Annotated in this window: 18 protein-coding genes; 13 read left to right on the top strand and 5 right to left on the bottom strand. The window is 61.9% G+C overall.

Annotated features, from left to right (window positions below; all coding sequences use genetic code 11):
• The first annotated feature begins 175 nt into the window (after window positions 1–175).
• Genes Q1A89_RS03080 through Q1A89_RS03070 form a run of 3 tightly spaced genes read left to right on the top strand, consistent with a single transcriptional unit; the run spans window position 176 to window position 2,672 of the window.
• On the top strand, window positions 176–1,579 hold the full coding sequence (locus Q1A89_RS03080; RefSeq protein WP_299723629.1) for a Tad domain-containing protein: 1,404 nt from the start codon (window positions 176–178) through the stop codon (window positions 1,577–1,579).
• Entirely contained in the window at window positions 1,576–2,112 is a 537-nt protein-coding gene (locus Q1A89_RS03075) for a TadE family protein (RefSeq protein WP_299723626.1), read from the top strand. The genes Q1A89_RS03080 and Q1A89_RS03075 overlap by 4 nt, the downstream gene beginning before the upstream one ends.
• Complete coding sequence (locus tag Q1A89_RS03070) at window positions 2,112–2,672, top strand: TadE/TadG family type IV pilus assembly protein (protein ID WP_299723623.1); 561 nt, start codon at window positions 2,112–2,114, stop codon at window positions 2,670–2,672. The genes Q1A89_RS03075 and Q1A89_RS03070 overlap by 1 nt, the downstream gene beginning before the upstream one ends.
• On the opposite strand, the gene Q1A89_RS03065 is transcribed toward Q1A89_RS03070, so the two are convergent.
• The 5 genes from Q1A89_RS03065 to Q1A89_RS03045 all read right to left on the bottom strand — a co-directional run bounded on the left by Q1A89_RS03065 (window position 2,673) and on the right by Q1A89_RS03045 (window position 7,266).
• Window positions 2,673–3,164 (bottom strand): hypothetical protein, encoded by a 492-nt coding sequence (locus tag Q1A89_RS03065; protein WP_299723620.1) that lies wholly within the window; start codon window positions 3,162–3,164, stop codon window positions 2,673–2,675. It lies immediately after the preceding gene.
• 41 nt (window positions 3,165–3,205) lie between these two features.
• On the bottom strand, window positions 3,206–4,150 hold the full coding sequence (locus Q1A89_RS03060) for an NAD(P)-dependent oxidoreductase (RefSeq protein WP_299723617.1): 945 nt from the start codon (window positions 4,148–4,150) through the stop codon (window positions 3,206–3,208).
• Between the two features lie 69 nt (window positions 4,151–4,219).
• Entirely contained in the window at window positions 4,220–5,194 is a 975-nt protein-coding gene (locus Q1A89_RS03055; RefSeq protein WP_299723614.1) for a membrane dipeptidase, read from the bottom strand.
• A 3-nt stretch (window positions 5,195–5,197) separates the two neighbouring features.
• Complete coding sequence (locus tag Q1A89_RS03050) at window positions 5,198–6,031, bottom strand: NAD(P)-dependent oxidoreductase (RefSeq protein WP_299723610.1); 834 nt, start codon at window positions 6,029–6,031, stop codon at window positions 5,198–5,200.
• 17 nt (window positions 6,032–6,048) lie between these two features.
• Window positions 6,049–7,266 (bottom strand): FAD-binding oxidoreductase, encoded by a 1,218-nt coding sequence (locus tag Q1A89_RS03045; protein ID WP_299726061.1) that lies wholly within the window; start codon window positions 7,264–7,266, stop codon window positions 6,049–6,051.
• 203 nt (window positions 7,267–7,469) lie between these two features.
• Here Q1A89_RS03045 and Q1A89_RS03040 point away from each other — a divergent pair, with 203 nt between their 5' ends.
• From Q1A89_RS03040 to Q1A89_RS02995, 10 genes are all read left to right on the top strand, one after another.
• Entirely contained in the window at window positions 7,470–8,054 is a 585-nt protein-coding gene (locus Q1A89_RS03040; RefSeq protein WP_299723607.1) for an ANTAR domain-containing protein, read from the top strand.
• Window positions 8,051–9,223: a CmpA/NrtA family ABC transporter substrate-binding protein gene (locus tag Q1A89_RS03035; RefSeq protein WP_299723604.1), complete on the top strand. Its 1,173-nt coding sequence runs from the start codon at window positions 8,051–8,053 to the stop codon at window positions 9,221–9,223. The genes Q1A89_RS03040 and Q1A89_RS03035 overlap by 4 nt, the downstream gene beginning before the upstream one ends.
• A 237-nt stretch (window positions 9,224–9,460) precedes the next feature.
• Complete coding sequence (locus Q1A89_RS03030) at window positions 9,461–10,831, top strand: CmpA/NrtA family ABC transporter substrate-binding protein (protein WP_299723601.1); 1,371 nt, start codon at window positions 9,461–9,463, stop codon at window positions 10,829–10,831.
• Window positions 10,832–11,076: 245 nt separating this feature from the next.
• A complete protein-coding gene (locus tag Q1A89_RS03025) occupies window positions 11,077–12,153 on the top strand; it encodes an ABC transporter permease (RefSeq protein ID WP_299723598.1) in 1,077 nt (358 codons plus the stop codon).
• Window positions 12,154–12,158: 5 nt separating this feature from the next.
• Entirely contained in the window at window positions 12,159–13,835 is a 1,677-nt protein-coding gene (locus Q1A89_RS03020) for a nitrate ABC transporter ATP-binding protein (RefSeq protein WP_299723595.1), read from the top strand.
• Between the two features lie 5 nt (window positions 13,836–13,840).
• Window positions 13,841–16,273: a nitrite reductase large subunit NirB gene (gene nirB, locus Q1A89_RS03015; RefSeq protein ID WP_299723592.1), complete on the top strand. Its 2,433-nt coding sequence runs from the start codon at window positions 13,841–13,843 to the stop codon at window positions 16,271–16,273.
• Entirely contained in the window at window positions 16,270–16,605 is a 336-nt protein-coding gene (gene nirD / locus Q1A89_RS03010; RefSeq protein ID WP_299723589.1) for a nitrite reductase small subunit NirD, read from the top strand. Before nirB ends, nirD begins: the two co-directional genes overlap by 4 nt.
• Window positions 16,602–19,202 (top strand): nitrate reductase, encoded by a 2,601-nt coding sequence (locus Q1A89_RS03005; protein ID WP_299723586.1) that lies wholly within the window; start codon window positions 16,602–16,604, stop codon window positions 19,200–19,202. The genes nirD and Q1A89_RS03005 overlap by 4 nt, the downstream gene beginning before the upstream one ends.
• Before the next feature lie 25 nt (window positions 19,203–19,227).
• A complete protein-coding gene (gene cysG, locus Q1A89_RS03000) occupies window positions 19,228–20,625 on the top strand; it encodes a siroheme synthase CysG (protein ID WP_299723583.1) in 1,398 nt (465 codons plus the stop codon).
• A 139-nt stretch (window positions 20,626–20,764) separates the two neighbouring features.
• A complete protein-coding gene (locus Q1A89_RS02995) occupies window positions 20,765–21,697 on the top strand; it encodes a VOC family protein (RefSeq protein WP_299723580.1) in 933 nt (310 codons plus the stop codon).
• Window positions 21,698–21,700 lie beyond the last annotated feature (3 nt).

Here is a 21,700-nt window from a genome sequence, read left to right as displayed (position 1 = left end):
TAACAATTCGTAAACAATGCCGTGGCGCCTGCGATATTGGCGACAACTGCATGCAAAACACCACACAGCTTTCGCCGTTTTGCCCGATTTCGAACACATTCTGAGAGCACACCGAACATTGGACGAAAATGCCTTCAAGGCACAAAACCGATAACAAGTTAGGTGTATCATGCATATGGACACGACTGCGAAAACCACAGCCAAGGCCGCCCTCAAAAGCAGCGCCTACAGGTTTGTGCGAGATGAAAGCGGCACAATGACCATATTCGCGGTCATGATGCTGATGATGATGCTCCTTGTGGGCGGTATCGGCGTTGACCTGATGCGCAACGAGATGGAACGCACCCGTGTGCAGGCCACAATCGACCGCGCTGTGCTGGCCGCTGCCGACCTGGACCAGACGCTGGATCCCACGGCAGTTGTAAACGACTATTTCGCCAAGGCGGGGATGTCCGGCTACCTGACATCCGTGACCGTGGACGAGGGACTGAACTATCGCACTGTGACCGCACAGGCGCGCACGACAACCCGTACACAGTTCATGCGCCTGATGGGTGTCGACGAGTTGGCCGTGCCAGCACGCGGACAGGCCGAAGAAAAGGTCGCCAACGTCGAAATTTCGATGGTTCTGGACATCTCCGGCTCGATGGGCCGCAACAGCAAGATGGAGAACCTGCAGGACGCGGCCAAGACCTTTATCGACACCGTCATCCGTGACGAGACCGAAGACCTGATCTCGCTGTCGCTGATCCCCTACACCGCGCAGGTGAATGCGGGCGAGCCGATCTTTGCCGAGCTGACCACCAATCACCTGCACGACTTCTCGTACTGCATCGACTTCGAACAGGACGACTTCCAGTCCGCCGCTCTCGATTTCGGCACGACATACGAGCAGATGCAGCACTTTGAATCCGGCTGGAACTATGCCTACCCGATCACCAACCCTGGCTGCCCGCAGCAGGATTACGAAGAGATCATGGCCTATAGCCAGGATGCCAACAACCTGAAGGCGCGCATCGACAATTACCGTGCCCGGGCCAACACGTCGATCCACCTCGGCATGAAATGGGGCGTGGCCCTGCTTGACCCAAGCTTCAAGCCGATCACGCAGGCCTTGTCGCTCGAGAACCGCATCGACTCTGCCTTTGCCAACCGCCCGGCGGCCTATACGGACACTGAGACGCTCAAAACCATCATCCTGATGACGGATGGGGAAAATGTGCCGACCGTTCGTATCCAGGACTGGTATTATGCCCAGCCCAGCCACTATGTGCACTGGTCGCGCTATCCGCTCTACTGGTACCTCAACAACTATGTCGGGGGCAGCTGGGACAACTGGCGCTACACCAAGTACACGTCCGCCCAAGCCGACGACATGCTTGAGGACATCTGCGACGCCGCCAAAGCCCAGGGCATCGTTGTGTGGTCCATCGGCTTCGAAGTCACCAACTTCTCTGCCGGCATCATGGAAAACTGCGCCTCGTCCCCCAGCCACTTCTTCCGGGTGGAAGGTGTCGAGATCAGTGAAGCGTTCGAGGCAATTGCCAAGCAAATCAACCAGTTGAGGCTGACACAATGATCCGCAAAGCCACCAATTTCCTGCGCCGCTTTGCGCGCAAGGAAGACGGGCAGATGATGGTCGAATTCGCCCTCGCCGTGCCCCTGATCTTCACCCTCTTCATGACCTCGGTCGAGATGGGCATCTATGCGCTGCGCCAGAACTTTCTGGACAGGGGGCTGGACATGGCGGTGCGCAACGTCCGCCTGAACACCGGTGCCAACTACACGCATAATGACGTCAAGCAGATGGTGTGTGATTTCTCTGGGTTCCTCAGCGACTGCGACAGTGCGCTCAAGCTCGAGATGAACCCGATCAACCCGCGGGCGTTCAGCGGCTTTACCGGATCTGCCGATTGCGCAGATGTGTCCCAGCCCGTGACGCCATCGCGATCCTTTGTTCACGGCGGCGAACACCAACTGATGTTGCTGCGCGCCTGCTACATGTTCGAACCCGTCTTCCCAACCACGGGGCTTGGATACTCGTTCACCAAGGACGGCTCGGGCCGCGCCAAGATGGTGTCGCTGTCCGGGTTTGTACAGGAGCCAGGATAATGCAACGCATCTTTACCTATCTGCGCAGCTTTCGCGACGAAGACCGGGGCAGCATCGCGGTCGAGACAGTTCTGATCCTGCCCGTGCTGTTCTGGGGTTACCTGTCGATGTTCGCGATCTTTGACGCCTACCGGCAGCATTCGATCAACCAGAAGGCTGCCTACACCATCGGTGACATCATCTCGCGCGAAACGAATCCGCTGGACGCCTCGTACATGTCCGGGACGCAACAAATGCTTGCCTACCTGACAGCCAACGAAGTCAGCGATGTCGCCATTCGCATCACCAGCGTGACTTATGACGAGGACAATGACGAGTACATCAAGTTCTGGTCCGAGAAAAAAGGCTGGATGCCTGCGCTCAGCAATGAAGCGATCCAGGCGCTGCGTGAAGATCTGCCGATCATGCCGGACAATGAGACGGTCGTCGTGGTGGAAACATTCGTGAGGTACGATCCGCCCTTCAACACCGGGCTGACCAACCGCGAAATCCACAACTTCGTGTTCACCCGTCCACGCTATGCGCCGCAGGTTCTGTTCAACGAGTCGACTTCGTTTTGATCATTCGCCGTCCCGCTCGGCGAGGATGGCGGCAATGATCTCGGCCATGAACTTCGCCTGATGGGCCGGGGTCATCCCCCCGACACCGACGCGCGAACCCAAAGACCACCAAAGCCCGGGGCGCCACGCCCTGGGCTTTTTGCTGTTGAGCCGCAGCAGAAACCCGTTCGAGGGTTTGAAGGCGAACATGCCCCGATCAAGGCCTGTGACCTCGTCCATCCGCGCCAGCACCACGCCCGCCGTGTCGCGCAGTTCCTCGCGCGTCAGTTCGAGCGTCACGGCAGTGGCGCGCCGCATCTGCTCGGCGATCCAGATCGACCCGCCCCCAAGCGCAAAGAGGAACAACTGCCAGCCGAGTTCCGGCGGCTGCACGATGCCCACATAGATCACCATCAGCGACAGGATCCAAAGCGAGCCGATGCCCAGAATCCGCCGCCCCGGTGAGGCGGTGATGGTGGCAAGAACGGCGTCAGGGGCTTTGTCAGTGAACATGCGCCGGACCTAGCCCGGCACGGGACGGCTCACAAGCCCTCTCAGCGCCGCACGATGACTTCTGCCCCCGGTTCCTCGGGTTCGTCATCGACCATTTCGGGGGGGAAACCGGGGGCGGTGACGTCCAACCCTGTCGCTTCTTCCAGCCGTTTGATGATGTTGGGCGACAACTCGCGCGGGCCAAAGCGTTTGATCCCGTCCTGAAAGATGTCGATCAGCAAAGGATTGAGTTCCAGCGGCACGCCTGCGCGGTCTGCCACGTCCTGAAACAGGCCGATATCCTTGGCCACAAGGTCCATGGTGAACGAGATATCGCGGCTCCCGTTCAAGATCACCTGCCCTTCGGTTTCATGCACAAAGGACGTCCCCGAACTGATCGCCATCGCCTCGTAGGCCACACCCAGATCCATGCCCGCGCCCTTGGCCACGGTCAGCGCCTCGGCGACGCTGACCAGATTGGCAGTGGCGAGGAAATTGGTCAGCACCTTGAGCACCGAGGCAGAGCCCAGATCGCCCGTGTGCAACACCCGCCGCCCCATGGTGGTCAGCAGAGGTAGGATGCGTTCGAATGTGGGCCGATCACCGCCTGCAAAGATCGCGATATTGCCCGTATCCGCCCGGTGGCACCCGCCCGAGACCGGGCAGTCCACCGCCGCACCGCCCGCCGCGATGACCTGCGCGCCGATGCGTTTGACTTCGGCTTCATCCGTCGTCGACATCTCCATCCAGATCTTACCGGGGCCGATATGGGGCAGCATTTCGTCCATGACAGCGGCCGAGGCGACGGGGCTGGGCAGGCAGGTGATCACCGCATCGCAGGTCTGCATCAGGTTGGCCGGGCTTTGGCCATCTGTGGCACCGGCGGCCACCTTGGCGGCCACAAAGTCTGCGTTTAGGTCATGCACGGCCACGTCATGCCCATTGCGCAGCAGGCTGCCCGACAATTTGCCGCCCACATTCCCCAGCCCGATAAATCCGATTTTCATGCGTGTCTCCCCGTGTTTCAGGTCAAGGAAAACCGGGGGCAGAGTGCTGTCCGTCCTGTTTGCGACACGTCAGGGGCGGGGTGTGAAATTCTGCTGATAAAAGCGGTACCAATTGCCGCCCATGATGCCCGCCACTTCGCCAGCGTCCATGCCGGTGGCCCGCAACCCGTCCTCGATATTGCCAAAGTCGCGGTTGTCGCGGAACCAGTCGGGCTGGGGCGGAAAACCGGGGGCAGAGGCCGAGCCCTCGCCATAGTCGATCTCCTTGCTCCAGCGGCCCACGCGCATCCATTCGACAATGCTGTCCGGCTGGTCCTGACACAGATCGGAGCCAATACCGATGGTGTGGGCGCCATAGCGTTCGGCTGTCCGCGCAATCGCCTCGCAGAAAGACTGCAGCGTGCAGGCAGAACCATCCTTGAGGTGATGCGGATAAAGCGAAAAGCCGAGCATCCCGCCCCTTTCGGTCACCGCACGGATCACATCGTCGCGCTTGTTGCGCAAGGCCGGGTGCCAGTCATGCGGGTTCGCGTGCGTGATGGCGATGGGGCGTTCCGAAATCTCGGCCGCTTGAATGGTGGAGCGATCAGCCGAATGGCTCATGTCCACCACAAGCCCGACGCGGTTCATTTCCTTGATCACCTGTTTGCCCATCCGGGTGATCCCGGTGTCTTCAGCCTCGTAACAGCCCGTCGCCAGCAGGGACTGGTTGTTATAGGTCAGCTGCATGAACCGCGCCCCGAGGGTGTGGACGATCTCGACCAGACCGATGTCGTCCTCGATGGGGCTCGGGTTTTGAAAGCCAAAGAACACCGCCGTCTGCCCGGCGGCGCGGGCGCGGTCGATGTCGGACGCCCAGAGCCCTCTGATAATCAGGTCGGGGTACTGTTCGAACCAGCGGTTCCACTTTTCGAAGTTCAGTACCGTCTCACGGAAATTCTCGTGATAGGCGATGGTGACGTGGATGGCATCCACCTGCCCTTCGCGCAACTGGCGGAAAATCTTTTCCGACCAGGCGCAGTATTGCAGGTTGTCTATGCGCATGAGCTAGCCATCATCCTTGTCCTCGAAATTGAACAGGCCCATGGCGCCCTTGCCCAGCTCGATCCCGGCAAAAGGCCCGCCGTGGCGGAAATTGGACGCCTCATGCGGATCGAGGGGGCCGAACTTGGCATAGATATCGGCGGCAAACTGTTCGGCGTTGTCCTTGGGGCGGTATCCCAGATGGCGGGCTGCGGAATTGTCCACGGGCGCGCGATCGTTGTCGGAAATGCCGTAGACGATGGAGAAGCCGGTGACCGGCGTGGTGATCGACTTTTCCACCAGCTGGATCATGTCGTCATAGCTGAGCCAACTGCCCACTGCGCGCGGATTGCTGACGGGCGCGCAGGAATAGATGCGCAGGCAGACGGATTCGAGGCCCCGTTTCTCCCAGTACATGCGGCCCAGATCCTCGGCAAAGCACTTGGCCAGCCCGTAGAACGTATCGGGGCGGTGGGGGACATCGACGCCGATGGCTTGCGTTTTGGGATACATCCCGACCGCGTGGATCGATGAGGCATAGACAACGCGGCGCACCCCGTGGCGGTAGGCGGCCTCCCACACGTTGTAGGCACCGACGAAGTTCGGGCCCAGCAGTTCCTCGAACGGGGCCTCATCCACAACCGCGCCGAAATGGATGACCATGTCAGCCCCTTCGAGCAACGGATCAACCGCCGCCATGTCGGCAATGTCCGCCTTCACATAGGTCTCGTTTGCGGCCAGATCGCCGATGTCATCCACGATATCCGTGGACACAAGTGTCTCACACATCGCCTCCAAAGGCGCGCGCAGGCGGGACCCGAGGCTGCCAGCGGCACCTGTCAAAACCAGTTTTTTCATGTTGTTGCTCCTGCGTATCAGATGACGGCTTTTTCGATGATCGGGCGGTCTTGGACGATCCGCGCATAGTTGAAGGGGGACAGGTCAAGGGCACGGTATGTGCCGTAAGTCAGCCATTCCGCGGTGCCCCGGCCCATGGCGGGGGATTGCTGCAGCCCGTGGCCGGAAAAGCCGTTGAGAAAGACAAAGTTCTCGACCTCGTTGTGCGGGCCCATGATTGCGTTGTGATCAAACGTGTTCATCGCATAATGCCCACCCCATTCATGGGTCACCTTGATCGCCTCGAATTGCGGAATGCGGGTGGCGAGGATCGGCCAGACATGGTTTTCCCACATTGCGTGATCCATGTGGAAATCGTCATAGTCCACCGCCGGATCAATGTCGGAATGGCCACCGCACTGGTAGGTCCCGCCGCCGTTTTCGCGTACGTGCACGCCTGATGGATCGATGGTCAGTGGCAGATCGACCTCCAGCGGTTTTTCGGCCGAGAATATCCAGGAAAAGCGTTTGCGCGGCTCGACCGGCACGTCGATGCCCGCCATCTGCGCAGTGCGCGACGCGCGCGGACCCGAAGCGTTCACAACCTGTCCACAGCCAATCACCTCGCCACTGGCCAGCGTGACGCTCTCAACGCGCTGCCCATTCGCGCTGCGGGTCATGGCCACAACTTCGTTCTGCACATATTCCACACCGTGTTCGCGCGATTGCCGCCGCCACCAGTCAAACACCGCGGCGCCGTCCCAGTACCCTTCGTCCACCGTGTTGATGGAGCCCAGCACGATGTCATCGACATTGTAGAACGGATAGGTCGCCTTGATCTGCTCGGGAGTCATCAGTTGCGTGCCCGCCCCGGCGGCATGTTGCACGGCGATATTGTCGCGCAGGACGTTGGCGAAATCCTCGGTGTCGGCCAGATACATATAGCCAAAATTGCGGATCGACAGTTCCGGCACGCGGTCGTCATTGCCCATGTACTGCCTGATATTCTTGACGAAATCGGCGGCAAACTGGCTGATGCGCACATTCAGATCGGTCGAAAACTGCTGGCGCATGCAGCTGTTGGTGTGCGCGGTCGAGCAATTCTCGTAAGTCATGTCCCGCTCGATCACTAGGACAGAGCCGTCAAAGTCGGGATTGTCCGACAGGAACCACGCCGTCGAGGCGCCCATGATCGCGCCGCCGACAATGACGACATCGTAGGTTTGCCGTATCGGCGTTGTGGCTTGAGCACTCATGATCTTCCTTTCGCGATACATCGACTCTTTGGCGGGCACCTTGGGGGCAAATTGCGCCTTGCGCCAGATGGGATTTTCTCGCGTGCCCAACAAACGGGCATCGCGCCTGCGCATGCAGCGTGGCGGGTTGGTCGGGCTTTGCAATCGTGCGCCCTCGGGTCACGTCGCGTTGGCATCCCTGCTGCGCTGGCCGAGGCATAGGCGTGGCGAATGAGATGAAAATAGCGGTCGTCGAACCCGACCCCGACCGCGCGCGCGAGATTATCGACGCGCTGAAAGAAGACGGCTGGCAAGACGTCGTCGTGCTGGGCGACGTGATTGGCCTTGCACGCAAGCTGGCAGCACTGAACCCCGATCTGGTGCTGATTGATCTGGCCAATCCCAGCCGCGACGCACTGGAACAGATCAGCGCTGCTTCGGATGCCCAAAGCCGACCGGTGGCGATGTTTGTCGACCGCTCGGACGATGAAATGACCCAAGCCGCAGTGGCTGCGGGCCTGTCGGCCTACGTGGTGGGCGAGCTGCAGACGGAGCGCATCCGCCCCGTTCTCAAGACCGCAATCGCCCGCTTTCAGATGATGAGCCAGATGCGTCTGGAACTGCAAGCCGCCAAGCAGGCGCTGGTCGATCGCAAGACCGTGGACCGCGCCAAGGGTATGCTGATGCGGGCGCGTGGCATCAGTGAGGAAGAGGCCTATGCCCTGTTGCGCAAGACGGCCATGTCGCAAAACCGCAAGGTCATCGACGTGGCCCAAGCCCTGCTGACGGCAGCGGACTTGCTGTCATGAGCACACAGCGACTGACCTGCGGATATGTTCCGCTGGTGGACAGTGCACCGCTGATCGTGGCGCAGGAATTGCGCTTTGCCGCAGACGAGGGGATCGAGCTGAACCTGTTGCCACAACCCTCGTGGGCGGCGCTGCGTGATCTGCTGGCGCTGGGGCATCTCGATGTGGCCCATATGCTCTCGCCCATGCCGACGGCCATGTCGCTGGGGCTGAGCGGGCCGCCTGCGCAGATCGACGCGCTGATGGTGCTGTCGGCCAACGGAACGGTGATCGGCGTGTCATCGATGATGGCGGATGCAATGCGGGCCAAGGGCTGGCAAAGCGGGTTTGATGACCCTGCCGGAACCGTCGGGCCCATGCTGGCCGCCCTCAACCGGCCCTTGCGGGTCGGCGTGCCCTTTCCCTATTCGATGCACCGCTTGCTGTTTGAATACTGGATCAGGGAAGCGGGCGCGGCTGCCGATATCCAGGTCATCACGACGCCGCCGCCCCTGATGGCCGACGCGGTGCGCGCGGGCGAGTTGGACGTGTTCTGCGTGGGCGAGCCCTGGGGGTCGGTCGCGGTGAGCGCCGGGGTTGGCGAATTGATCCTGCCCGGCGTGTCGATCTGGGCGCAGGCCCCGGAAAAGGTGCTGGCCGCGCGGCGTGTGTGGATTGACGACAATACGGTGGCCGTGGCCGGGCTGATGCGGGCGGTGTCGCGCGCGGCGCGGTGGCTCGACCAGCCGGACAACCGCGTTCTGGCCATCGAGATCCTTGCGCGCAGCGCCCATCTGAACCTGCCACTTTCAGCGGTGGAGCATGCGTTGACTGGCCGCTTTGCCACCCGGACGGACGGGCCGCCGGTGCATGTGCCGGACTTTGTCCGCTTTTTCGAGGGGGCCACAAATTTCCCATGGCGCAGTCAGGCCGCGTGGATCGGGGCCCAGATTGCGCTGATCACGGGGATCGAGCGCGCCCATGCCATCACAGTGGCCCAGGGCACGATGCGCCCTGATTCCTATCGCATGCATTTGGGCCCGGTCGGCGTCGATATGCCGGGCGCCTCGGCCAAGGTCGAAGGCGCGCTGGCCCATGCAACGCCCGTTGCCTCGACAAAGGGCGAGATGATTCTTGGGCCGGATGCTTTCTTTGACGGCAGAACCTATGATTTTGCCGCCCCGGATTGACCAAATAATGGGCAGACGCTGCATTGCAGCAAGAATCCGCATTAAATCATCAAAACCTTGTTGATCGGTCAAGGCAGCGCACGCTAGCGTCATCTTAACGAAGCAATGCTGCTTCCCACCGCCTCCATGGACGGAGGCTCTTTACACAAGAGCAAAGCCGCTCACCCCGGGTCACGCGTTTCTCCTCCCTCGCGTCCGGTGTGGGCGGCTTTTTTGTTTCGGAAAGGACCAATTCTGATGATACGACTGTTTGCTGCCGCCAGCACCGTTGCCGCCCTGATGGGGTCGGTGGCGCATGCCGAATTGCTGGATCTGGAAAAGGACGAGCTGACCTTTGGCTTTATCAAGCTGACGGATATGGCCCCGCTCGCCATCGCCTATGAGCTGGGATATTTCGAGGATGAGGGCCTGTTTGTGACCCTTGAGGCGCAGGCCAACTGGAAGGTTTTGCTGGACGGCGTGATCGACGGACAGCTTGATGGGGCGCATATGCTGGCGGGCCAACCGTTGGCTGCGACCATCGGATACGGCACCGAGGCGCATATCATCACGCCCTTTTCCATGGACCTGAACGGCAATGGCATCACCGTTTCCAACGAGATTTGGGAGGCGATGAAGCCCCATGTGCCGCTGATGGATGATGGTCGCCCGCAGCACCCGATCAGCGCCGAGGCCCTTGCGCCGGTGGTCGAGGATTACAAGGATCAGGGCTTGCCCTTCAACATGGGCATGGTGTTTCCGGTCTCCACTCACAACTACGAAATCCGCTACTGGCTGGCCGCTGGCGGCCTTGAGCCGGGGTTCTATTCCCCCGAGGACGTTTCGGGCCAGATCGGGGCCGATGTGCTGCTGAGCGTCACTCCACCCCCACAGATGCCGGCCACGATGGAGGCAGGCACCATATATGGATATGCCGTGGGAGAGCCGTGGAACCAGCAGGCTGTGTTCAAGGGCATCGGCGTGCCGGTCATCACCGATTACGACATGTGGAAGAACAACCCCGAGAAGGTCTTTGGCATCAACGCCGAGTTTGCCGCCGAAAACCCCAACACCACCATCGCCATCACCAAGGCGCTGATCCGCGCGGCGATCTGGCTGGATGAGAATGACAACGCCAACCGCGAGGAAGCGGTCGAGATCCTGAGCCGCTCGGAATATGTGGGCGCGGATTACGAAGTCATTGCCAACTCGATGACGGGGTTCTTTGAATTCGAAAAGGGTGACCGTCGCCCGGCGCCGGATTTCAATGTCTTCTTCCGCTACAACGCGACCTACCCGTTCTATTCGGACGCCATCTGGTACCTGACGCAAATGCGCCGCTGGGGTCAGATCGCCGAGGCCAAGCCGGACCAGTGGTATTTCGACATGGCCGCCGAAGTCTACAAACCGGCCATCTATCTTGAGGCCGCCCGCATGCTGGTCGATGAGGGGCTGGCGGATGAGGCCGATTTTCCCTGGGACAGTGACGGGTTCAAACCTGCGACCCCTGCCGCGGATATCATTGACGGCATTGCGTATGACGGCAAAGCGCCCAACGCCTATCTCGAAAGCCTGCCCATCGGGCTGAAGGGCGATCAGAAGGTCATCGGCAACAAGGTCGAGGGCTGAGTTTGAGCCGGGATGCGGTGGGCAGAATGCCCACCCTACCGGACTACGCTGCGTCGCAGCGTAAACCAACAAACCCGCCGCCGTCTGCCTAAAAAACAGGCATGCCGCAGCGCAGGAAAACCGACCGGAACACCCGATACACAACCTGTGCACCACCTGTGCACACACTGTACACCGCCGCAGCGCAGCATCGCCCGTTTGGGCCGCGCGCGGCTCCACAGACACCAAGCCAGGAGCGCCCTGACATGACCGCAATCGACCCATCGGAACTGCAGGCAGAGGCCCGCGAGGCCCGCCGCCAGCGTCTGTTCACCCGGATCAACTCGGCTGACAAATGGTTCCAGGTTCTGGGCCTCGCCTGGCTGACCCCTGTGCTGAAGGCCACCGCCGGGGACAACCCGCGTGCCCAAGGGCGCGAGATTTGGCGGCTGCTGGGTGTGCCGCTGCTGGCCATCGCGTTGTTTCTGGCCGCATGGGCCGCGCTGGCACCGACGGTGCAAACCTCGCTTGGGGCCATTCCCGGCCCGGTGCAGGTCTGGGCGCAGGTCGGCAACCTCAACGATGATGCCATCCGCGAACGTGAGAAAGAAGCCGCGTTTTACGAACGCCAGGAGGCGCGCAATGCCAAGCTGATCGCCGACGGGCGCGAGGACCGCGTCAAGGAACGCGTCTATACCGGCAAGCCGACCTATTACGACCAGATCTGGACCTCGATCAAAACGGTGTTCTTCGGCTTTCTGCTCGCCTCGCTGATCGCCATTCCGCTGGGCATCGCTGCGGGCCTCAGCCCGATGGTGAGTGCGGCGATCAACCCGCTGATCCAGATTTTCAAACCGGTCTCACCGCTCGCGTGGTTGCCGATTGTGACCATGGTTGTATCGGCCACCTATTCGGGCGGCTGGTTTGACAAATCCTTTCTCAACTCGGCGATCACGGTGACCCTTTGTTCGCTATGGCCGACCCTGATCAACACGACGCTCGGGGTTTCGAGCATCGACAAGGACCTCGTCAGTGTCTCAAAGGTGCTCAAGATGGGCACGTGGACCAAAGTGACCAAGCTGGTTTTGCCCTCGGCCCTGCCGCTGATCTTTACCGGGCTGCGCCTGTCCCTTGGAGTCGGCTGGATGGTGCTGATCGCCGCCGAAATGCTGGCGCAGAACCCGGGCCTTGGCAAATTCGTGTGGGACGAGTTCCAGAACGGGTCCTCGCAATCGCTCGCCAAGATCATGGTGGCCGTGTTCACCATCGGCATCATCGGCTTTCTGCTGGATCGGCTGATGTACGCGATCCAGTCCATGTTCACCTTCACGAACAACCGGTGAAGCCCATGTCAGTGATCGAATTCAAAAACGTTTCAAAATCTTACGGGTCGGGCACCGAACGCACCGATGTGCTGAGGGACATCTCGTTGCAGGTGAAAGAGGGCGAGTTTCTGGTGTTGCTGGGCTTTTCCGGCACCGGCAAGACCACACTGATCAACCTGATGGCGGGGCTTGAGGCACCCTCCTCCGGTGAAGTGCTGTTCAAGGGCGCGCCCATCGCCGGGCCAGGGCCTGAACGCGGGGTCATCTTTCAGAGCTATTCGCTGATGCCGTGGCTGACCGTCAGCGGGAATGTCGCGCTCGCTGTGGACACGATTTTCCCGGGGCTGCCCAAGGCCGCGCGGGCGGCAAAGGTCGATCACTATGTTCAGATGGTGGGTCTGGGCCATGCGGCGGCGCGTCGTCCGGCGGAGTTGTCGGGTGGTATGCGCCAGCGGGTGAACGTGGCGCGTGCGCTGGCGATGAACCCCGAAGTGTTGTTGCTGGATGAGCCGTTGTCTGCGCTCGACGCCCTGACCCGCGCCAATCTCGCCGACGAGATTGAACACATCTGGGAGGCAGACAAGAAGACCTGCGTGCTGATCACCAATGACGTGGATGAGGCGATTATTCTGGCCGACCGCATCATTGCGCTGAACCCGGACGGGAGCCTGGGTGAGGAATTCACCGTCTCCATCCCGCGCCCGCGCGACCGGATCGAGATGAACCACAATGACGCGTTCAAGGCGCTGCGCGCGCAGGTCACGAAATACCTGATGGATGTGGGGATCGAGGCCAAGGTGGAAGGAAGCCGCGTGTTGCCCGATGTGACCCCGATCCACGGTGTGCCCTCGGCAGTTGCGGATGCTCAGAAGGGTCTGATCGAGAACCGGTTTCTGGATTTCTCGCAGCTGCACAAGGTCTATCCGACGCCCAAGGGGCCGCTCACCGTGGTCGAGGATTTCGACCTCAAGATCAATCGCGGTGAGTTCATTTCGCTGATTGGCCATTCGGGGTGTGGCAAGTCCACCGTACTGACGATGGCGGCGGGGCTGAACGAGATTTCGCAAGGCGCGATCAAGCTGGATGGCCGTCATGTCGAAGGGGCTGATCCGGAGCGTGCCGTGGTGTTTCAGTCGCCCAACCTGTTTCCCTGGCTGTCGGCCAAGGAGAACGTCGCGATCGGGGTGGACAAGGTCTATCCCAAGGCGAGCCGGATCGAGCGGCAGGAGGTGGTGGAATACTACCTCGAGCGGGTCGGTCTGGCGGATGCGATGGACAAGCAGGCCGACAGCTTGAGCAACGGGATGAAGCAGCGCGTCGGCATCGCCCGCGCCTTTGCCTTGTCGCCGAAACTGCTGCTGCTGGATGAGCCCTTTGGCATGCTTGACAGCCTCACCCGCTGGGAGTTGCAGGAGGTGCTGATGGAGGTGTGGTCGCGCACCAAGGTCACTGCCATTTGCGTCACGCATGACGTGGACGAGGCGATCTTGCTGGCCGACCGCGTGGTGATGATGACGAACGGGCCGCAGGCGACCATCGGTAGAATCGTGGATGTCGACCTGCCCCGTCCCCGCACCCGCAAGGCGCTGCTGGAGCATCCCGACTACTATGCGTACCGGCAGGATGTGCTTGATTTCCTTGAGGAATACGAACACGGCAATGCGCCCAAACCGAAACCCACAGCGATTGCAGCGGAGTGAAAGACATGACCCAAAACATCATTGTCATTGGGGCGGGCATGGCCACGGGCCGGGCGCTTGAGCATCTGTTCGAGGCTGGGGCGGACGTGAACGTCACCCTGTTCAACGCCGAACCGCGCGGGAACTATAACCGCATCATGCTGAGCCCCGTGCTGGCGGGCGACAAGAGCTACGAAGAGATCGTGACCCATGATGCCGATTGGTATGCTGCCAATGGGGTGACTTGCCGGTTTGGTGAACGCGTGGCGTCGATTGATCGTACGGCCAAGACTGTGACGGCCCAAAACGGCGATGTGCTGCCTTACGACAAGCTGATCCTTGGCACCGGGTCGAACCCGTTCATGATCCCTCTGCCCGGCCATGATCTGGAGGGCGTCATCGCCTATCGCGATCTGGAAGATACCGAGCGGATGATGGCGCTGGGTGTGGGCAACAAGGTGGTTGTGATTGGCGGCGGCTTGCTTGGTCTTGAGGCCGCCGCAGGCATGGCCGCGCGCGGTGTGGACGTGACTGTGGTGCACATCATGGGCCACCTGATGGAGCGGCAACTGGACGAGGCGGCGGGGTATCTGCTGCGCAAAGCGTTGGTCGACAAGGGCATTGCGGTGATGTGTCAGGCGAACTCCAAGGAGATCCTTGGCGCCGATGGGCATGTGCGCGCACTGCTCTTGGACGATGGCACGGAACTGCCCTGCGATCTGCTGGTGATGGCCGTGGGCATCCGCCCCAACGTGGCGCTGGCGGCTGACGCGGGCCTCGCCGTGGGGCGCGGCATTCATGTGGATGACCAGATGGTGACCTCGGACGCGGATATTCTCGCCGTGGGTGAGTGTGTGGAACATGACGGCGCGCTCTTTGGCCTTGTGGCGCCGCTTTATGATCAGGCGAAGGTGGCAGCGCAGACCATTCTGGGCGAGGATGCCGCCTTCGTGCAGAAAGAGCTGAGCACCAAGCTGAAGGTGACCGGATGCGACCTGTTCTCAGCCGGGGATTTTGCTGATGGCGAAGGGCGCGAGGACATCGTGTTTCGCGATCCCGGGCGCGGGGTCTATCGCCGTCTGGTGATCGAGAACAACGTGGTGATCGGTACGGTCATGTATGGTGACACTGCGGACAGCAATTGGTTCTTTGGCCTGATCCGCGAGCGTACCGACATTTCAGAGATGCGCGAGACGCTGATATTCGGCCCTGCCTATCAGGGGGGTGCCCCCCTGGACCCGTTGGCGGCCGTTGCAGCCTTACCGCGTGATGCGGAAATCTGTGGCTGTAACGGCATTTGCAAAGGCGCAATCGTGGACGCGATCGAAGGGGGCGCGAGTGACCTGGGGGCCGTGCGGTCGGTGACCAAGGCGTCGGGGTCCTGCGGGACCTGCACGGGTCTGGTCGAACAGGTTTTGGCGGTGACTTTGGGCGACGCGTTTGTCATGCCCACAGCCCAGCCGATCTGCGGGTGCTGTGATCTGTCACACGAGGACGTGCGGCGGATGATCAAGTCTCAGGAACTGAAATCCATGGCCGCTGTTTGGCAGGAATGCGCATGGAAGACCGTCGATGGCTGTCACGTGTGCCGCCCGGCGCTGAATTATTACCTGATTGCGGACTGGCCGCTGGAGTATCTGGACGATCCGCAAAGCCGCTTCATCAACGAGCGCAAGCACGCAAACATCCAGAAAGACGGCACTTTTTCCGTAGTGCCACGCATGTGGGGTGGCATTACGACTCCGGATGAGTTGCGTGCGATTGCCGATGCGGCGGACAAGTTCAATGTGCCAACCGTAAAGGTGACCGGCGGGCAGCGCATCGATTTGCTGGGCGTCAAGGGCGAGGATTTGCCCGCCATCTGGGCCGATCTGAACGCGGCGGGCATGGTGTCGGGCCACGCCTATTCCAAAGGTTTGCGCACGGTAAAGACGTGTGTGGGCACGGATCATTGCCGCTTTGGCACACAGGATTCGACGGGTCTTGGCATCAAGCTGGAAAAGGCGCTGTGGGGGGCGTGGACGCCGCACAAGCTGAAACTCGGCGTGTCGGGTTGCCCGCGCAATTGTGCAGAGGCGACGTGCAAGGACATCGGCGTGATATGTGTGGATTCAGGGTTTCAGATCGGGATTGGCGGGGCTGCGGGCATGGATGTGCGCGAGGTCGAGCGGTTGATTGACGTCGAAACCGAAGAAGAAACCATCGCCGTGATCAAGGCGATGAGCCAGCTCTATCGCGAGAACGCCAAGTACCTCGACCGCATCTACAAGTGGATGAACAAGGTGGGGCTGGAGTGGATACGGGAGCGTATTTCCGACCCCGAAGAGCGTGCGGCGCTGGTGGCCCGGTTCGATCTGTCCCAGACCGTCTATCAAAAGGACCCATGGGCCGAACATGCCAAGAAACGGGCCGAGAGTTTTCAGCCTGTGGCCAACCTGACACTGGAGGCTGCGGAATGAGCGACTGGATTGATATTGCTGCCCTTTCTGACGTGCCAGTGCGTGGCGCGCGGGTGGTCAAGACCCGTGCGGGTTGTGTGGCCGTGTTCCGTACGGCGGCGGATGCAGTCTTTGCTCTCGACAATGCCTGCCCGCACAAGGCGGGGCCGCTGGCCGAGGGGATCGTGCATGGTGCGGCGGTGACCTGCCCGCTGCACAACTGGGTGATTTCGCTGGAAACTGGCCACGTGCAGGGCCCGGACGAGGGGCAGGTTGCGACCTATCCGGCGCGTGTCGAGGCCGGGCGCATATTGCTGGACGCCTCGCGCCTGCGTGCCGAGCGCGCGGCATGAGCACCTGCACCACCTGTCCGTACTGTGGCGTAGGGTGCGGCGTGATCGCATCGCCTGACGGCACGATCAAGGGCGATCGCGATCATCCCGCGAATTTCGGACGGCTCTGTTCCAAAGGGTCGGCGTTGGGCGAAACCATCGACCTTGAGGGCCGCCTGCTGGCCCCGCGCATTGGTGGGCAGGATGCGGAGTGGGACGAGGCCACCGCGCTGGTGGCCAGCCGTTTTGCACAGGCGATCCGCGATCATGGGCCTGACAGCGTGGCGTTTTACGTCTCGGGCCAATTGCTGACCGAGGATTACTACGTTGCCAACAAGCTGATGAAAGGCTTCATCGGGTCGGCCAATATCGACACAAATTCAAGGCTTTGCATGGCGTCCTCGGTCGCGGGGCACAAGCGTGCATTTGGTGCCGACACGGTGCCCGGGACCTATGAGGATCTCGAAGATGCTGATCTGATCGTGCTGGTCGGGTCGAACCTGGCGTGGTGCCATCCGGTGCTGCACCAGCGCATCGCGGCAGCCAAGGCGGCGCGCCCATCCATGCGTGTGGTCAATGTCGATCCGCGCCGCACGGCGACGACGCAACTGGCGGATGTGCACCTGCAGATCGCGCCGGACGGGGACATTGCGCTGTTCAACGGGTTGCTCGCGCATCTTGCTGCGGGTGGGCATGTGAATACCGATTATGTCGATGCACATGTGGACGGGTTCGCGGCTGCTGTGGCTGCGGCAGAGTGCACGGACACCACCGACAGCGGGTTGAGCGCCGGAGAATTGCGCCAATTCTACGAGATGTGGGCGGGCATCGAAAAGGTGGTCACCGTCTACTCGCAAGGCGTTAACCAGTCGTCTTGCGGGTCGGACAAGGTGAACGCGATCCTCAACTGCCATCTGGCGACAGGCCGCATTGGCCGCCCCGGCATGGGCCCGTTTTCGGTCACCGGCCAGCCCAACGCGATGGGGGGCCGCGAGGTCGGCGGTTTGGCGAACATGCTGGCCAATCACCTCGATATCGAGAATGCCGATCACCGTGCCGCCGTGAGGGAGTTCTGGGACAGCCCGACGATCTGCACCGCGCCCGGCCTCAAGGCGGTCGATCTGTTCGAGGCGTGTGCCAACGGCAAGATCAAGGCGCTCTGGGTGATGTCGACCAATCCGGCGGCCAGCATGCCCGATGCGGAGCGGGTGGCGGCGGCCATCGCCAATGTGCCTTTTACCGTTGTCTCCGACATCATGGCGCGCACCGATACCTGCGATCTGGCGGATGTGCTGCTTCCCTCCGCCGGGTGGGGCGAAAAGGACGGCACGGTCACCAATTCCGAGCGCCGGATCTCGCGCCAACGCGCGTTTCTGCCCGTCCCCGGCGCCGCACGCCCGGATTGGCGGATCATCTGCGACGTGGCGCGCGCGATGGGGTATGGAGCTGCGTTCGACTATGATAGTCCGGCGGCGATCTTTCGTGAATATGCCGGTCTGTCTGCGGCGCTCCGCCCCTTCGGGCGCGATTTTGACATCAGTGGTTTGGCAGGGATGTCGGATGCGGACTATGCCGCACTGAACCCTGTGCAATGGCCTGTGCCTGAGGCCGGTGAGGGCTCGACACGGTTCTTTGCGGATGGGCAGTTTTTTCATGGCAATGGGCGTGCGCGCATGTTGCCGATTGCCGCGCCGATGGCGCAGGTGTCCGGGGGATTTCACCTCAATACCGGACGCATTCGCGACCAGTGGCACACCATGACGCGGACGGGAAAATCCGCGCGATTGGGGGCGCATATGGGCGAGCCTTACGTGGAAATGCATCCCGAGGATGCGGGTGATATGGGTCTCGGCCCGGCCGAACTGGTTGAGGTCGCGGCTGCGGGTCAGACCTGTATCTTGAGGGCGTTGCCCACGGAACGGGTCGCAAAAGGAGCCCTCTTCGCGCCAATGCACTGGACGCGGCTGCGCAGTGCCTCGGGGCCGGTGAACAAGGTCGTTTCGGTGCGCGTCGATCCGGTGTCGGGGCAGCCTGCGCTGAAATCCGGGCGGGTGTCGGCGCAAAGGTTCGCGGCGAAATGGTATGGGTTTGTCGCCTCTGCCACACCCCTGCACCAGTTCGGGGCCTATTGCGCCATCGCGCGCACGGCGACCGGCTGGCAGGCGGAACTGGCGGACGCAGCGCCATTGGCCGATGCGCGTGCGGCGTTCAACGTACTGACCTCGGCCCAAGGCGGCGACATCAGCGAAATGCGCGACGAGAGTACAGGGATCGTGCGGATCGCCCATCGGGTGGAGGGCAATTTGCGCGCGGTATTGTTCTGCGCGCCCTCCCCGGTCGTCGTTTCGCGGGCCCATGCCGTGGCGCTGATTGGCACGGATGTGCATATGCATGACGCTTTGTCGGGGCGCGCGCGGTCCGATGTGCCCGACCCCGGCGCGACCGTTTGTGCATGCATGGGTGTGGGCCTGAACGATCTGCGCCGGGCCGTGGCCGCCGGGGCCTGCAGTGTCGATGCTCTTGGGTCAGCCACTGGGGCCGGCACCAATTGCGGCGCGTGTCGCCCTGAACTGGCAGGCCTTCTCTTGCCCCCGGCCAAGGCGATTGCCGCCGAATGACCCCTCACGGATCGGAGACTGCGCGATGAAAACCTTTCCCATGTTCCTGACCATGACCGGACGGCGCGTCGTGATCGTCGGCGGCGGTGAGCAGGCGGCGCAGAAGTGCCGGTTGATGCTGAAGACCGAGGCGCAGATCGACGTGCTGGCCGATGCACTGGATGTTGAATTGCAGAGCATCGCGCAGGCGGGTCGGATCAACTGGCAACGCGGCGCGATTGCGCCGGACGCTTTTGCCGGGGCGGCGCTGGTGTTTGTGGCGACGGGCTGTCCCGGGCAGGACGTTTGCCTGCACATGCTGGCAAAGGCCGCGGGGGCCGTGGTGAATGTGGTGGACCAGCCTGCCTTATGTGACGCGATCACGCCTTCGATCATCGACCGCGATCCGGTTGTCGTAGCCATCGGGACCGAAGGCACTGCCCCTGTGCTGGCCCGCCAGATCAAGAGCCGGTTGGAAGAGATGCTGGAGCCGCGCCTTGGCGACCTTGCAGCCCTCGCAGGGCGGTTGCGCGGGTTCGCGGCCCGCCGTCTGGGTCCGCGCCAGCGGCGTGATCTCTGGGCATGGGTGTTTGATGGGCCTCTCCGCGCGCAGCACGGGCAAGAGGGTGATGCTGCGGTGGCGCGGGCCATCAAGGCCGTCATTGCTTCGGGCCGGGTGCCGGAGACGGGGCCTGCCCCCGTGGCGCTTGTGGGCGCAGGCCCCGGCAGCAGCGATCTGATCACCCTGCGCGGGGTGCAGCGTCTGCAGGAGGCGGATGTGATTTTTTATGACCGGCTGGTCGATCCCGGCGTGCTGGAACTTGCCCGGCGCGATGCGGAGCGCGTCTATGTGGGCAAGGCACCGGGTTGTCATGCGTGGCCGCAGGATCGCATCAATAGCCTGATCGTCTCGGCCGCCTTGCGCGGGCAACGGGTGGTGCGTTTGAAATGCGGCGATCCGGGGGTGTTTGCGCGTGGTGCGGAAGAGGCCGAGGCGCTCGTGGCGGCTGGACTGCCTTACGAGATTGTGCCCGGTGTCACGGCGGCCAGCGGGGCCGCAGCCGCCGTTGGCGGGTTTCTCACCGAGCGGGGCAAGACCGACACGCTTGTGCTGACCACGGGGCGCAAGGCACATGCCGTAGAGCGCCCGGATTGGGTGCAGCACCTGAGCGCGCGCTGCAATGTGGCGGTCTATATGGGGGTGCAGACGGCGCCGCAGATTGTGGAGGCGCTGCGCGAGGCCGGGCTGCTGGGGTCGGTGCAGGTCACTGCCGTCAGCAATGCACAGCGTTTGGATCAGAAAGTGCTGGAATGTGCCGCCGCCGATCTGGTGGGGCAAATTGCGGCGCAGGGTCTTGTCAGTCCGGCGATCCTGTTTTTGCGCCGCACTGATTTGGCGGAAGTAGTGGTACCTCGCGATATGCCTGCCCTGCGCGCGGTGTGAGAGCGGACAATTATTGCATGCATTGGCGATACTATTGCGATTTCAGCAATAGTGAATACCCATAGCTTTCTATTCTGATCTCGCTCCGATGGCCTTAGATGTCTTGCAACCACAGATACAGCGGCAAAAGGGGTCGAACATGATCACGGATATCAAAGGGCTGCACCACGTCACCTCGATGGCGGGAGATGCCAATGAAAACAATGCGTTCTTTACCGGCGCGCTGGGGCTGCGCCGCGTCAAGAAGACGGTCAATTTCGACGCGCCAGAGGTCTATCACCTGTATTACGGGGACGAGGTCGGCACGCCAGGCTCGGTGATGACCACCTTTCCTTTTGGCCAGATGCCGCGTGGACGGCGCGGTGTGGGTGAGGTTGGCGTGACGGAATTCGCGGTGCCCAAAGGCGCCCTGCCCTATTGGGCGGAGCGGTTGGGATCGCGAGGAGTCTCGGGCCTGACGCAGGACAGCTTTCTGGGTGAGGCGCGGCTGGGCTTTGACGGACCGGACGGAGACAGCTTTGCCCTTGTGGAAAGCGAGGCGCAGGGGCGTGTGCCGTGGACCGGTGCGGATGTGCCTGAGGATGCGGGTATTCTTGGGTTTCGCGGGGCGCGGTTTCGGCTGAATGATGCGGATGCGACGGGCGAGTTGCTGGGCTTCATGGGCTATGTGAAGGGCGAGAGCGCGGATGGCGTGACCCGCTATGTGATCGAGGGCGGCAATGCGGCGGACACGATCGACCTTGAGGAAACACCAAGCGGTCAGGCCGCCCATCAGGGTGCCGGATCGGTGCACCACATCGCCTTTGCGGTCGAAGATCGTGCGGCACAGCTCGAGGTGCGGCGCGCGCTGCTCGATACAGGCTATCAGGTCACACCAGTGATCGATCGCGACTATTTCTGGGCGATCTATTTCCGCACGCCGGGGGGTGTGCTGTTTGAAATCGCAACGAACGAGCCGGGGTTTGACCGCGACGAGGACACCGCCAATCTGGGCAGCGCACTGAAACTGCCATCCCGTTACGAGGAACATCGGGCCAAGATCGAGGCGCTGTTGCCTGCGATTACGGATTGAGGG

Origin of the sequence: uncultured Tateyamaria sp., from assembly GCF_947503045.1 — a bacterium.
Classification (GTDB): Bacteria; Pseudomonadota; Alphaproteobacteria; order Rhodobacterales; family Rhodobacteraceae; genus Tateyamaria.
Note: the sequence above shows the minus strand (reverse complement) of the source record. Positions and strands in the feature narration are given on the sequence as shown.